The organism is Streptomyces sp. NPDC052043 (genome assembly GCF_044548235.1).
In the GTDB taxonomy this organism is placed as follows: domain Bacteria; phylum Actinomycetota; class Actinomycetes; order Streptomycetales; family Streptomycetaceae; genus Streptomyces.
Genome location: NZ_JBIUBT010000030.1, coordinates 1 through 13,975, shown reverse-complemented (window position 1 = coordinate 13,975; position 13,975 = coordinate 1). Strand labels below are relative to the sequence as shown.

The 13,975-nt window shown below is 68.1% G+C and carries 11 protein-coding genes and 3 pseudogenes; 6 read left to right on the top strand and 8 right to left on the bottom strand.

All coding sequences use genetic code 11. The annotated features are described in order from the left end of the window. The first annotated feature begins 158 nt into the window (after window positions 1–158). From ACIHCX_RS37915 to sigJ, 3 genes are read left to right on the top strand one after another with little or no spacing between them, the layout of a single operon-like run. Window positions 159–584, top strand: a complete 426-nt coding sequence (locus ACIHCX_RS37915; protein ID WP_400037947.1) for a hypothetical protein — start codon at window positions 159–161, stop codon at window positions 582–584. Then, a complete protein-coding gene (locus ACIHCX_RS37910) occupies window positions 581–1,390 on the top strand; it encodes an SDR family oxidoreductase (RefSeq protein WP_400037945.1) in 810 nt (269 codons plus the stop codon). The genes ACIHCX_RS37915 and ACIHCX_RS37910 overlap by 4 nt, the downstream gene beginning before the upstream one ends. 7 nt (window positions 1,391–1,397) lie before the next feature. Next, a complete protein-coding gene (gene sigJ, locus ACIHCX_RS37905; RefSeq protein WP_400037943.1) occupies window positions 1,398–2,336 on the top strand; it encodes an RNA polymerase sigma factor SigJ in 939 nt (312 codons plus the stop codon). 196 nt (window positions 2,337–2,532) lie between these two features. Here the strand turns inward: sigJ and ACIHCX_RS37900 are convergent. The 7 genes and pseudogenes from ACIHCX_RS37900 to ACIHCX_RS37870 all read right to left on the bottom strand — a co-directional run. Beyond that, window positions 2,533–2,802, bottom strand: a pseudogene (locus ACIHCX_RS37900) (transposase); the annotation flags it as partial. A gap of 122 nt (window positions 2,803–2,924) precedes the next feature. Continuing rightward, window positions 2,925–3,272: pseudogene (locus ACIHCX_RS37895) on the bottom strand (transposase); the annotation flags it as partial. Window positions 3,273–3,448: 176 nt separating this feature from the next. Next, entirely contained in the window at window positions 3,449–5,650 is a 2,202-nt protein-coding gene (locus tag ACIHCX_RS37890; RefSeq protein WP_400037941.1) for a LamG domain-containing protein, read from the bottom strand. 184 nt (window positions 5,651–5,834) lie between these two features. Beyond that, window positions 5,835–7,091: an iron uptake transporter deferrochelatase/peroxidase subunit gene (gene efeB / locus ACIHCX_RS37885; RefSeq protein ID WP_400037939.1), complete on the bottom strand. Its 1,257-nt coding sequence runs from the start codon at window positions 7,089–7,091 to the stop codon at window positions 5,835–5,837. After that, the gene (locus ACIHCX_RS37880) at window positions 7,088–8,452 is read right to left on the bottom strand and encodes an imelysin family protein (RefSeq protein WP_400037937.1); all 1,365 of its coding nucleotides are present in this window, start codon (window positions 8,450–8,452) and stop codon (window positions 7,088–7,090) included. The genes efeB and ACIHCX_RS37880 overlap by 4 nt, the downstream gene beginning before the upstream one ends. 5 nt (window positions 8,453–8,457) lie before the next feature. Then, window positions 8,458–10,578, bottom strand: a complete 2,121-nt coding sequence (locus tag ACIHCX_RS37875; protein ID WP_400037935.1) for an alkaline phosphatase family protein — start codon at window positions 10,576–10,578, stop codon at window positions 8,458–8,460. A gap of 482 nt (window positions 10,579–11,060) precedes the next feature. After that, window positions 11,061–11,382 (bottom strand): annotated as a pseudogene (locus ACIHCX_RS37870) (transposase); the annotation flags it as partial. A gap of 33 nt (window positions 11,383–11,415) precedes the next feature. Between ACIHCX_RS37870 and ACIHCX_RS37865 the strand changes: the two are divergent. Beyond that, entirely contained in the window at window positions 11,416–12,168 is a 753-nt protein-coding gene (locus ACIHCX_RS37865; RefSeq protein WP_400037932.1) for an LLM class F420-dependent oxidoreductase, read from the top strand. 449 nt (window positions 12,169–12,617) lie between these two features. Here the strand turns inward: ACIHCX_RS37865 and ACIHCX_RS37860 are convergent, their stop codons facing one another. Beyond that, complete coding sequence (locus ACIHCX_RS37860; RefSeq protein ID WP_400037930.1) at window positions 12,618–13,196, bottom strand: TetR/AcrR family transcriptional regulator; 579 nt, start codon at window positions 13,194–13,196, stop codon at window positions 12,618–12,620. A gap of 91 nt (window positions 13,197–13,287) precedes the next feature. Here ACIHCX_RS37860 and ACIHCX_RS37855 point away from each other — a divergent pair, with 91 nt between their 5' ends. Beyond that, window positions 13,288–13,734 carry a DUF1772 domain-containing protein gene (locus ACIHCX_RS37855; RefSeq protein ID WP_400037928.1) on the top strand — a complete coding sequence of 149 codons (447 nt, stop codon included), beginning with the start codon at window positions 13,288–13,290 and terminating at the stop codon, window positions 13,732–13,734. A 23-nt stretch (window positions 13,735–13,757) separates the two neighbouring features. After that, window positions 13,758–13,975: hypothetical protein (locus tag ACIHCX_RS37850; RefSeq protein WP_400037926.1), on the top strand; the 218-nt coding region annotated here is incomplete at its 3' end.

Sequence of the window (13,975 nt, the reverse complement as noted above, 5' to 3'; positions counted from 1 at the left end):
ACCGGCACCTGCACCACCTGCCACCGCCCGCTGCCCAGAACGTCCACCACCAGCCCAAACCCAAGAGCCAGAGCAACTTAACGGAGCCCTACTAGCCGGGCCGAAGAATGTGAGAGAGCTGGACCTCACATCGGACGGCGCTGTCTCGTCGTAGAAGCATGAACACGAAATTGCGCTACGGGTGTCTCGGCCTGCTGGTCGTGACTGCCCTGTACACGGGTGCGTGGGCCTACTTCGCACCGGAGACGTGGCACGAGAACTTCCCCGGGTTCGGATTGAGCTGGCTCCCGCAGTTGGGCCCGTACAACGAGCACCTCGCCAAGGACACCGGAGCGATGTTCCTGGCCTTGGCCGCGCTGGCGCTGATCGCTCTGCGGGACGTACGCAACAACCGGCTGGTCCAGATCACGGGCGCGGTGTGGCTGGTGTTCAACGTGCTCCACTTCAGCTATCACGTACAACATCTCGGCATGTACGGGACGCGCGACCAGGTGCTCAACGCCCTGTCCCTGTCCGCGCTGGTGCTCGTCTCCGTTCTGCTCCTGGTGCCGCTCGGCCCCGTACGGCGGAACGGCACACGGTGACGTACGAGAACACGACGGCGAAGGAGAGGATCGGCGTGCGGATCGCGGTGGCTGGAGGGACCGGGCTGGTCGGACGGCTCGTGGTCGAGGAGGTGACCGCGGCCGGACACGAGCCGGTGGTGCTCGCCCGCTCACGAGGGGTGGACCTGACGACGGGGGCGGGGCTCGACGCCGCCTTGCGGGGCGTCGAGGCGGTCATCGACGTGAGCAACCTGACCACCACGAGCGCCAAGAAGTCGTGCGCGTTCTTCGAGCGGGTCAGCCGCAAACTCCTGGACGCCGAAGCGCGGGCCGGGGTGGGACACCACGTCGCCTTGTCGATCGTCGGGATCGACCGGGTCGGCATGGGTTACTACCAGGGCAAGCTGCGCCAGGAGAACGTGGTGCGCAACGGCCCGACGCCGTGGACCGTCTTGCGCGCCACCCAGTTCCACGAGTTCGCGCAGCAGACGCTCGACCGGGTGCCGAGACCGCTCGCGGTGGTGCCCAGGATGCGGACGCTGCCGGTCGCCGCCCGCGAGGTGGCTCAGCATCTGGTCCGCCTCGCCCTCGCCCCCGCGCAAGGTATGGCCCCCGATCTCGCCGGGCCGGCCGTCGAGCAACTCGTCGACCTGACGCGCCGCCTGCTACGGGCCCGGAACGAGCGGCGACTGCTGCTGCCGGTCACCTTCCCCGGCGCCACGGGCCGGGCCATGAAGGGTGACGGACTGCTGCCGACCGGCCAGGGACCGCGCGGCAGCCAGACCTTCGACGCATGGCTCGCCCGCCACGTGGCCGACACCGCCCCGGCCGCCGGAAGGGGATGACGAGCGGATGCCCACGCCCTCCGACGCCGAATCCGACCCCGCCCCCACCCTCCACTCTCTCCTGGCCGAGCGCCGCCACCTGCTCAATCTCGGCTACCGGATGCTCGGATCCGTGCAGGAGGCCGAGGATGTCGTCCAGGAGACGTACGCGCGCTGGTACGCCCTCTCCGAGGAGGGCCGGGAGGCGATCGCGGCCCCGGAGGCGTGGCTGACCCGGGTCGCCTCGCGCATCTGCCTCGATCACCTCGCTTCCGCGCGGGTGCGGCGGGAGCGCTACACCGGTGAATGGCTGCCCGAACCCGTCCGGCACAGCGCCACGTGGAGCAGCACCGGCGCCGCGGACGCGGGCGACCCCGCCGACCGGATCACCCTCGACGAATCCGTCAGCATGGGCATGCTCGTGGTCCTGGAGACGATCACGCCCGCGGAACGCGTCGCCTTCGTCCTGCACGACGTCTTCGGCGTGCCGTTCACGGAGATCGCCGAGACGGTGGGCCGTACCCCCGCGGCCTGCCGCCAACTCGCCTCCTCCGCCCGCAGGCGCCTCGCCCGCGAACGGACCGGCAGCAGCACGACGCCGGAGCACCGGCGGGTCGTCTCCGCCTTCCGCGAGGCGTGCGAGACCGGTGACCTCGGCGCTCTCGTCGATCTGCTCGACCCCGGCGTCGAGTCGCGCAGCGACGGCGGCGGCAAGGTGCGGGCGGCGCTGCGTCCCGTACTCGGCCAGGACAAGGTGGCCCGCTTCGTCCTCGGCCTCCTGCGCCAGGAACCGGAGGTGGAACTCGTCGAGGACGACGTCAACGGCGCCCCGGGCCTGTCCGTCCGCATCGCCGGCACCACGGTCGCCGTCCTGTCCATGGGCATCCGCGACGGTCTGATCGCCGACCTGTGGCTGGTGGTCAACCCGGACAAGCTGCATGCGTGGACCAGGTACGGCACGGAATGAGGCGGCGTGCCGTACGCGGTTCCGAGAGACATGCGAGTCGATCCAGTCCGTTCCCTTTTCCGCTCCGTTCCCTTCAGCAGACCGCTCCCCGGCGTGCCCGGTGGACTGGCCACCGATGCGCGGGGCACGGTGAAGATTCCGCACTACTCGGCGGAGCGGGACATCACGTACACCGGCTAGGTTCTGTCGTCAAATGTCACGCCCACATCAGGGTTGATGCGAGGGTGACGGCGGCTTCGTAGGAGTGGGCGGTCTTGTCGTATCGGGTGGCGATGCCGCGCCACTGCTTCAGCCGGTCGAAGCACCGCTCCACGACATTGCGCTGCCTGTACGTCTCGCGGTCGAAGGTCGGCGGGCGGCCGCCGCGGCTGCCTCGCCGGGCCCGGTTGCGGACCTGGTCGGCCCGCTCGGGAATCGTGTGCGGGATGCCGTGGCGGCGAAGCCATGAGCGGATCGCCTTCGAACTGCGGCAGGATCAGATCGAACTTGGCCCGAAGGTCAGCAGCGGAAGTGTTGGAGGGTTGAGGGCAGGTCATACTCCAGCCTGGCACCGGGACTTGCCCATCGAGTGGTTATTGAAATACAGCTCCCGGCGGTGCCGGAGTACTGGCGCTGCACGCCGGCCGAGGTGGTGCCCTTCTTGAGGAAGCCGGTGTCGTCGAGGATGAGGACCCCGTCGGGCTCGCCGAGCCGTTCGGCTACGTAGTGCTGCGGGTCATCGCGGAGCTCATCGGCGTCCCAGCGGGCGCCGTTGAGGAGCCGCTGGAGGCGGTCGGGTGTGCGGTGTCCGGCGTATTCGGCCAGCTGCCAGCCGTTCTTGCGGCCGACCGGGCCCAGCAGTCCGCGGATGTAGTCACGCATCCTGCGACGCGGCTCGACGCGCCTGAAGCGGTGGCCGGTACGTAGGAACAGTTCTTCAAGCTCGTCGTTCCAGATCTCAACTGCACGCTCGTCGATCACGCCGGGAGGCTGCCCAGGCCGTTGCCGCTATCAGCGGCGGCTGCACACGATCGAGGGGCGGTCCGGGAAAGAGAACACGGGCCGGCAATCAGCCCACTACACTCACCCAAACCGCCCCTGAACAGGGAAAACGTCAAAGTGCTGCTGGAGTACTAGTTGGCGACGGTGACGGCGACCGAAGCCGTGGTCACATGGCCCAGGGAGTCGGTGACCGTAGCGCTCAGGGTGTGCGCCCCGTTTTTCACCTTGGTGGTGTCGAGGCTGTCGTCCAGCTCGCCGTTCGCCGGCTTGACCGTATTCACGAGGCCCTTGCCGTCCAGGCGGAGCTGGTACGACTTGAGGTTCGCGCCGGCAACCTCGGCCGCGACCTGAGCGGTGCCGCCCAGCACAGCGCCGGCCGTGGGGGCCGCGAACCCGACGATCGGGGCATCCGTCAGAGTGAAGTGCTGCGTGGTGACGTTGCCCGCGAGGTCCGCGACAGTGATCGTGTTGTCACCGAGGACCGCGTGGTAGGAACCGGGGCGGATGTGGCTGAGCCCTACCACCGGCGCGCTCGGAAGCACAACCGGGAAGCCGTTCACGCTTACCTGGCCGACGCCGTCGGCGTCGCGCATCACAAAAGAGACAGCCTGGTAGGTGCCGTCGAAGCCGACGTTCATCCCCGGGTTGTCGTTGAGCGAGATCGTCGGCGGGGTGCCGTCGAGCTTGAAGGTCAGCGGGACGATTTCACCGGCGGCAGTGTAGAGCTTCAGCTCGTTGGTGCCCTCGACCGAGCCCAGAACGCCCGGCTTCACGCCGTTGAGGTCGTAGTCGACGACGTTGTTGACGTCGGTCATGACACCGTTGATCGAGAACTTGTCCACCAGCGTGGACGCGTGCAGAGCGAAGTCCACGGAGCTGTACACGCCGGTCGAGCCGATCGAGGTGTCCTTGACCGTGATGGTCGGAGCGTGCTGAACGCCCGGGCTCCCCAGGTAGAGGTCCTTGACCTCGGCGGGGTACAGCGCCCGGTCGAAGAGGAAGAACTCGTCGATGTCGAGTACGTTGCCGATGTTGTAGTGCCCGGTGCCCTCGTTGCCGATCATGGTGCTCAGCGCTGTGAACGGCTGACCGGCGAACTTGGCGATGCTGCCAGAGCCCGACTGCACGCCGTCGATGTACAGGGTGACGGTCCCCGCGGCGCGATCGACCGTGAAGGCCACCTGGTGCCAGGTGCCGTCCGTGATGGGCTTGTCCGTGGTGTAGTCCACGCGGCCCACATCGCCGGCGTTGATGTTGAGCACGATGTTGCTCGTGCGGGTCGAGAACACGAAGCCCGGGTTGGAGCCGCTGTTCCAGTCCTTGTTGCCGAAGATCGACGGGTCACTGCCGGTCTGCGTGGACCGGACCCACGTCGCCATGGTGAAGCTGTAGTTCGCCGGGTAGCTCGAGAGGTCGTCCAGACGAACCCATGAGTTGGTCGAGTTGAAGTGCGCGGCCTGGCCGAACTTGCCCTGGACGTAGGAGACGTCGTTCGCGGTCGTCGCAGCCCCGGTGGTGCTGTTGGCGTTGCCGTCGAACGGGAGGTAGTAGTGCAGCGAGGTCGAGAGCGCATCGGGGAGGTTCAGCGGGTCCCCGCCCGGCAGACCGGCCTGGTGGTCGGCCTGGACCTGCGCGGCGCTGATGGCCTGGTCGTAGAAGTTCACGTTGTCGAACAGCGCGTCCGTCTGCGACGCGTAGTTCAGGGCGCCGTTCTGACCGATCGCGAACGGCAGGCCCGAGTCGAGGTTGTCACCGGCGGCGACGGTGGTCGTCGCGCCCGACTGCTTGCCGTCCACGTACCACTTCGCGGTGCCGGCGGTGCGGTCCACGACCGCGGCCACGTGGTGCCACGCGCCGACGGTGCGCGCATTGCCCAGGGTCACGTGGACACCCTGTGTGCCGAAGCAGCCGAGCAAGGAGCCGTTGCTGCCCGAGGCGTTGTAGGTGGCGAAAGCGTTGTCGCTGCACGAGCCGCCGTGCTGGTTGGCGAAGAGGTAGGCATCCCCCGTGTACGAGTTCTGCTTGATCCAGAAGTCGTAGGAGAAGCTGCCGCTGGCGTCGGTCTTGCCGGCGATGCGCGGAAGCGTGATCTGGTGGCCGGCGGAGACGTGGGCGGCCTGACCGGACAGTCCGGGCGCGTAGGCGGGGGAGCCGTGCCAGGTGCCGTTGTTGCCGTTGCCACTGGAGTCGGTCGTGGTGGTTCCGGAATCTGAGTCGAAGGTGTACGACACCACCGGCGCAACGAGGCCGGACGCGGATGCCGCATGGGCAGCGACCGCGCCACCCACAGCGAAGGAACTCAGGCCGGCGATGGCCAGAGATGTCGACAGCACGGTCGTGAGTGCGCGTCTGACGAATCCGCTGGCGCGGAACCGCGACCTCGCGGGGAGGGCTTTGTGGGTCATGTGAGTTCATCTCTTTTCGAAAGATTGCCAGTGGGGATGTCAAGGCGGTCGAAGGTGCGGCGGAGCTTCGTGCGGCGGGGGGCGGCAGGTTGAGCAGCACCACTGGCGCTCGTCACGAGAACATGCCTCGCCCCAGCCAGTCCTCGCGGTTCCGCACTCCGGGGAGGGCGAAGAAGTAGCCGCCGCCGAACGGGGAGATGTAGTCCACCAGCGGCTCGTCGATCAGGCGCTTCTGCACCGCCACGAACTGGCGCTCGAGATCCTGGTTGAAGCAGACGAAGATCAGCCCCATGTCGAGCTGACCGTTGGGGTCGGTGCCGCCGCTGTAGTTGAACCCGCGACGCAGCATCCGCTGATCGTCTGCCGAGCCGTCGTGCGGGTTGGCCACGCGGATGTGCGCTGTGACCGGGACGACGTTGCCGTATGGGTCGCGTTCGTAGTTCGGCACGTCGAACTCCTTGCTGCCGGCGAGCGGCGCTCCGCGGTCGCGGTCGCGGCCGATCATGCGCTGCTGCTCCGTGATCGAGACCCGGTCCCAGAACTCCACGAACATCCGGATCAGGCGCACGACGTGGTACGAGCCGCCCTCGACCCAGTTGGGCTCCCGGTGGCCGCCGTGCGTCCAGACGAGACGGTCGACGAGCGTGCGATCGCCGATGAACTCCTGGTTGGCGGTGCCGTCCTTGAAACCGAGCAGGTTCCGCGGCGTGCCACTCGGCCGCGGCGGGCTGATGAAGCCTTCCTTGCGCCACAACACCTGCAGGTCGGCGCGAGTGGCGCGCATGAGGATTCGCAGCGCGTGCAGTGCTGTGTCGCGATTGTTGGCGCAGATCTGCAGGAGCAGGTCTCCGTCGCACATGCTGCGGTCGAGGGCGTCGTTGGGGAACTCGTCCATGGGCCGCAGCAACGCCGGCTTGGCGTTCGCGAGGCCGTACCGCTTGTCGAAGAGACTGGCGCCCACGCTGACCGTGACGGTGAGCCCGTCCGGAACGACCTGGGTGCCGAGCACGCCGTTCTCATAGCTGGTCGATGCCATGCCGTCGTAGGGCACGTCCTCACCGCTTGTCAGGTAGCGAATGGTGGACGTGAGCGTCTGCAGCGTCTGCTGAAGCTGAGCCCGGTCGGCTGAGGTGACCGTGAACGAAACGAAGACGGCGGCGCGCTGTGGCGGTTCCAGGATGCCCGCCTGGTGGGCTCCTTCGAAGGGGTAGCTCGCCGACGGCGCCTGCTCGGTGCCGGGCGCGGCGGTCGCCGCGCTCGCGGCGTCGTCTCGCACGCCGGCCGAGGCCGTGATCGTGGCAGCGACGGCGCCGGCCGAGCCGACGGCGAGGGCGCCCAGGAGGCCTCGCCGGGTGGTGTGCGGGTTCATTTGCCGTTGTCTCCGGTCGCGCCGCTGCTGTCGTTCCCCATGCCGCTTCCCTCGTCGGGACTGTCGCGAGGCTCGGTGATGGGTGGGATGTGGGAGAGAAGCTCGACGGCCTGCTGGACATGAGCATTGAGTTCGGCTCGTTGCGCAGCGGTGAGGGAGGTCAGCGGCACCCAGCCGTTCGCATGGTGGTAGCTCTCGACGAGCACCTGGGTCTGGCGCAGCCAGCTCTGCGTCGGCCCGAGCCACGGATCCTGAGCAGTCAGCAGCGGCACCAGCGGCTGAAGCGCGTGAAAGGTGCCGGTGATGTTCGCATCGACGGTGGCGAGCTCGGTGTGGCTGCCGGCATCGCCGATCCCGTCGAGGTCCTTGCCGAGCGTGTCCTCGAGGATCTCATGGGCACGAATGCCCATGTCGAGCGGCGTGATCGAGTTCGGCTTGGCGAGCTCAGCCGGCAGCTTTCCGACATTCGCGATCAATGCGTCGGCGTACGGCGCGATCTCCGCCGGCGGCTCGCCTGCCCAGAGCAGCGCCTCGATCTTGCGGAAGCCGGTGAGGTGAGGTGCGGTGACCGCGGCGGCGTCGCTCGGCGGGTCGCCGTTGATCGCGTCACCCAGTTTCCCGAATGCGCCGTATGCGGCGCCGAGCTTCTCGTAGCTGAGATGCGCTGTCAACCAGTCCCGCTTCGCTGCGCCCACGTCGCCGGCGTGCAGATCCGCAGCAAGCTGCGTGACCTGCCTGCTCAGCGTCGGCAGCTGGCTCTGCACCCATGCCGTGTACTGATTAATGGGTATCCGAAGGTCGAGCGGTGTGACGGGCACGATCCCATTCACGGCTGTTGTTCCGGCGCCGCCGCCATCGGTATTGCCGGTTACGGCGATCGGCTTGCTTGACTTGATGGTGTATGCGGTGATGCAGACCCATTTGTAGGTGCCGGGCGGGATGACCCCGGTGACCTGGCGAGTGGCATTGATGCCGAAGTTCGCGACCTCGAGATAGATCTTCTTGCTGCGGGTGTCTTGGAGGTAGATCTCCATGTCGTCGCCCTCATCGTTCAGGACGTCAAAGCTGTAGTTGCCGGTGGGGCCGCCGTGCCAGTCGTCGATGCAGCTCGGCGTGCCGGACACGACGTGCACCTCAGTGCCCGCCGCCGTCCGCTTGACCGGGTGCGCCGCCCACGCCGCCGCGGCGGCGTCGACGAAGGGGCCTTTCACCGGGGAGTGCCGGCCAGCGGGCCACAAGCTGACCGCGACGATCGTCACCGTCGCGACGGCGACCGCGGCTACGACCGAGGCCCACAGCAGCAACCGCCGCCGTGGCTCCCCGTCAACCTGCGGCGCCTTCTGATCGGGTGCCGTGTGCATGTCGCTCAGCTCTGGGCGACGCGGCCGGCGTAGCGCTGCTTCCAGCCGTCGACCCCCTTGGCGGTGATGACGATGTCGTAGTAGCCCGACTTGGTCGGCCAGGTGACGACCTTCGATGCGCCCGCGGCCACCGAGATGGCCTGGTCGCGATCGAGGAAGTCGTTGGCGACCAGCTCGAAGATCACGGCCTGCGAGCCGTCGCTGTGGAGGGTGAGCTTGACCTGCTGGCTGGCACCCGAGCCGCGGACCAGCTCGACCTCGATCCGCGGGATGGCGCCGTCGGTCTGCGCGGCCGGGACGACCTGGCCGGCGAACGTACGAACGAAGCGGTCCGGGCCGTAGATCGAGAACGCGTACTGACCACCGGTCTGTGTCGCGTCCCACGTGTAGGTGCGCGGGTGGGTGTTGCTGACCGTGTACGGCGTGCCGTACGTCTGCTGCGGGAGGTACTTGTCGGGGAAGACCAGCATGCTCGCACCCTTGCCCGGGTGACCGCCGTCGAAGCTCATGGCCGCGGTGACCGTGCCGGCGGTGCGGTCCTCGACCAGGGTGGCGTGCTGGTGGAACGAGAGCGGGCGGACCTTGAGCGGGCCGGTGCTGTCCTGCGTCGGCATGACCTGCTGGCCGACCGGCGGCTGCGGCACGGGCGGCAGCGTCTTGTCCTTGTCGACGACCGCGGCCAGGCTTGCCGGGGTCGGCAGCGACGGGAACGAGTTGTCGAAGCGGGTGAAGTCGATCGCCGAGAGCATGTCGCCTGCGACCGTACGGCGCCAGGCGCTGATGTGCTTGCAGATGGCCGGCTTGCCGAGGGCGGTGGTCCACTGCTCGAGCAGCATGATGGTCGAGGTGTGGTCGAAGACCTCGGAGCAGACGTAGCCGCCGCGGGTCCAGGGGGAGATCATCACGAGCGGGACGCGACCACCGAAGCCCGGGTTCAGACCCGGCGCACCCTCGCCCGGTGTGCCGTCCTCGGGGATGGGAGGCAGGACGTGGTCGAAGAAGCCGCCCTGGCCGACGCGGTTGGCGCCGTTGGGCTCGTCATAGTTGAGGATGATGAGGGTCGAGTCCCACAGCTCCGGGTTGTCGTGCACGGCCTGGATGACGCGGTCGACATAGATCGCGCCGTCATTGGGGGCGTGGTTCGGGTGCTCGCTCCACGAGGCCGGCGAGGTGACCCAAGAGACCTGCGGCAGGGTGCCCGCAGCGCAGTCGGCGATGAAGTCGCGCAGCACGTAATCGAGGTTGGTTCGGTCGTTCTTCTGATCCGCCGGCGGGTTCGTGTACGACGCGGTGATGTTCGCGCGGGCGATGAGACCCTTGCCCGGCTCGAAGTCAGCCGCTGTGGCGTTCGCCGGGTTGTAACGCGCGAAGTCGCGCAGCGTGTTGTCCTCGTAGTCGCCGAACCAGCCGACGTCCTTGTTGTTGTCGAGGTACATCTGCCAGGTGACGCCCGCCTTCTGGAGGACCTCCGGGTAGGTCTCCCACTGGAACAGGAACTCGCCGTTCTGGCTGTTGTTGATGCGCGGGCCACCGCCGAGGACGCCCTGCGGGTCGTTCGTGCCGGTCCACATCATGATGCGGTTCGGGTCGGTGCTGGTGTTGAGCGAGCAATAGTAGTGGTCGCCCACCGTCCACGCCTTCGCTATGGCGTGGTGGAACGGCACGTCCTGCTCCTCGAAGTAGAACATGCGACTGCTGGTGTTCTGCGCGTTGTACTTCGCGGTGTCCGCGCGGTACGGCAGGAGATAACCCTCGGCGCGGCTGTTCGGCTCGTAGAAGTTGGTCCGCCCGTTCTGCCAGGTCAGCGCCTGCTTGTCATTGAAGCCGCGCGCGCCCGGAAGATTCAGCGTCCCGAAGATGTGGTCGAACGACCGGTTCTCCTGGGTGACGATGACGATGTGCTTCAGGTCGGCGATGGTGCCGGTCCGGCCCTTCGGCATCGCCGCAGCGGATGCCTGCAGGCGATCGGCACCCAGCCCGGCGTACACCGCGGCACCGGCCGCGGCCGTCACCCCCGCGGCCTGGAAGAACTTGCGGCGCGTGAAGTGCTGCCCCGAGGAGGGCGCACTCGCAGCGGGCATGGCGCCCGACTCGGGCTCTACGAAGTTGTCCTCGTTGTTCGACATGGAGGTGCCTCATCTCGTCGTGATGGCGAAGTCGTTGGGGATTCGTGGACCAGCCGCGGCCTCACAGGCTCATTGCCGCGAGTGTCGACGAGGGAACACATGGCGGAACCACAACCGAACCCCGGCTGTGGACTAGACCCGTTATTGGTCCGTTATCCAGATGGTTCGTGCCCGCCATCGGGCCGGCGGGTCTGGGTGCGCGGGTGCGGTGGGGGAGTCCCGGCGGCTGCACGAATACGGCCACCACTGGCTCGCCGTGCGGGAGGCCTGCAGGCCTACAAACTGGTCGCCTCTCCCGCTCTGCGCTAGCCTCGATCATTCATGAGGGCCCGTCAGCTTGCAGACGGACCCTTTGTGATGAGTGTTGGTGGGCTTTTCGGAGTCTGGGCAGGTTGAGTCCCCGGTTGTCGCATCGGGTGTGCGCCGGGTTCCACGGTTCCCGTGGGGTGGTGCTGCTACTCGTAGGGATGGGAAGGTACTGGTCAACCGGGGTTCGGGAGGGCATGGAGCCGGTCCAGGACGTTGGTGATCACGTAGGTCCAGGGTCAGTGCCGGCGAGGCGGAAGATGCGGCGGCGGCCGGTGGGGACGAGTTGAGCGGCGGCGGAGATTAGGGGCGCAGCCGCAGTCGGCGCGGCTCCCAGAGCCGGGCGGCGCCGGTCAGGGCGAGCAGGGGCATCCAGGCGAGCAGGTCCAGGGCGATCTGGATGATCTCGAGCCAGATCTGGTCCTCCGCGGTGTCGTGGAGGGGGAGGTTGCGCAGGCCGGTGGCGCGGGCGGTGTGGATGCGGTCCTCGGCCCGGGACACGGCTTTGCGTGGCTCTGGTGCGGCGAGCACGTGGTGCTCGTGGACGCGCCCGTCTCCCGTTACCCCTACTCCGCGGACGGCCGGATCGCGGTGCCCGCGGACGCGGACTGGCTGGACCCGCTGCTTGCCCTGAGCTTCGCGGCGGCGGTCACCAGCCGGATCGAGCTCGGCAAAGGCATGCTCCTGCTGCCTGAGCACAACCCGGTCGTGGTCGCCAAACAGGCTGCCACACTCGACGTGCTCTCAGCCGGGCGATTCAGCCTCGGTGTTGGGGTCGGCTGGTCGGCCGAGGAGTTCGCAGCGCTCGGAGTCCCCTTCGCCAGGCGCGGGCGGCGCACCGAGGAGTACCTCGCCGCGATGCGCACCCTCTGGACCGAGGACCCGGCCTCCTTCGCGGGGGAGTTCACCCGCTTCGACGCGATCCGCGTCAACCCGAAGCCGCTGCCCGGCGGCCGGCTCCTGGTCGTGGTCGGCGGCAACAGCGACGCCGCCCTGCGCCGCGCGGTCACGCTCGCGGACGGCTGGTACGGCTTCAACATTCCGGCGGCCAGCGTGCGCTCGCGCGTTGCCGTCCTCGCCGACGCGTGTGCCCGCCACGGTCGCGCCTTCGACGAGCTTACGGTTGCCGTCGCGTTGAGCGACGGCACACCGGAGCACCTGCCCGCCCTCGCTTCAGCGGGCGTCACAGAACTCGTGGTCGTCGGCGCACCCCCGCCCGCTCCCGACGCAGCGGTCACCTGGGTCATGGAACTCGCCCGGACGTGGATTCACCGGAAGGAGTGACCGGGGTCGGTTGGGGCACCAGCCCACATGTTTTCCCGCCCGCAAGGCGTCCCCATGTCCAAGATGACTGACCTGCACAACCGCCGCTCTGCGACCGCACAGAGGGTGGAGGCGAAAGGGGCGCCGGGTGGGTCCGCGCGCGGTAGTCACATCTGCAGGGCGTGCGTAGCCGGGGCGTCGGGCGCATGTTGCGGCACTCTTGGTAGTGAGCAGCTCTTGAAAGTTGACCTGCGGATTGGTCAGTTTGTCGGAGCTCATGGCTCGTTGGAGTCGCTGTTGACCGATGCTGGTGTTTCGATTCGCGCGCCTGTTTGAGGAGGGGCGTGACCTGCGGATGAAGACCTCGTCGAGGTACCACTTGTCGCCGGGGCGGGGATGACGGCGGCGCAGCGTGTTGGCGTAGGACTGCCCGAGCTTCAGGCACCCTGCCCGTCCGCTCGGACGGTGTGTCAGGCCATGGCGAGCCGGTCCACCAGCAGCTCCACCCTCGGCTCGATGTCCTCCGGCGGCAGCCGTCCCGCCCGGGTCAGGGTGGCCAGCCCGTGCAGGGACGCCCAGAACACCTCGGTGAACAGCCCCGGGTGGACGCCGTCCCCGGCGACCTCGCCCAGGCTCTCCAGCAGGGCGGCGAAGGCATCCTTCAGAGGTTGCGGGGTGTCCTCCTGCGCGAAGGCCAAGCCGCCGTCGAGCTGGAACATGGCGTCGTAGACCGCCGGGTTGCGTGCGGCGAAGTCGAGGTAGGCGCGGGCGAGGGCGGCGACCCGCTCGCGCGGGCTGTTCGCGGCGGAGGCCGCGGCGCGCACCGCCGCGGCCATCTCGGCGGCGCCCTCGAGGGCGACGGCGCCGATGATCTCGCGCTTGCCGCGGAAGTGGCTGTAGAGGACGGGCTGGCTGTATTCGATGTGCTCGGCGAGCCGACGGGTGGTGACCGCGTCCCAGCCCTGCTGCTCGGCGAGTTTGCGGGCCGTCGCCACGATGAGACGTTCGCGGCCCGCCCGCTCGCGCTGCTTGCGTTCCTGTACCGACATGATTCGATCCTAGCATCACTAGACAAGCGAGCGGCAGCAGTACTAGCGTTGCCTCATCACCTAGCAACACTAGATGCCAGGAGGGGTCATCATGCTCAACGCACTCGAGGTGTTCACCACCGTGGTCGTCGGCGTGATGGTGGGGGTGGAGTTCTCCGTCGCCTTCGTCATCAACCGGATCCTCGACGCACTCCCCGGTGACAGTGGCCAACTCGGCCGTGCCCACGGGGGCCGGATGCTCGGCGCCGTGATGCCGTTCTGGTACATCGGCTCGCTCGTCCTCGTCGCGGTCTGGGCCATCGCCGGATGGCACCACCACGGCACCGGCCTCGTCGTCACCGCCGCCACGCTGCTGATCCTCAGCGTGATCATGTCGCTTCTGCTGCTCGTCCCGATCAACAACCAGGGCAAGACGTGGACCCCCGAGAACCGGCCCGAGGACTGGAAGGAGCAGATGAACCGCTGGGACCGCCTCCACTACGTCCGCGTCGCCGTCATCATCGCCGCCTTCGCCCTGCTGGCCGCCGCCCTCGCCTGAACTCGCGGGCCGAGACCGCGCAGGTGGCAGCACTCGCCTACTCCGCGGGCGGTAGCCGACGATTCGCATGGATCTACACCGCCCCCGGAACCCCGGACCCCCTGAAGTTCCGCCTGGAACTACCCCAGGGCGGCGGGAAGCTGGAAGCCGACGGGCACTCGGCAAGAGACGTTGAGCGGCTTCTCGGCGCAGCGGAGGAGCTACATCAGCGGCTCATCACTGAGCACAACGCGGGCGCCAC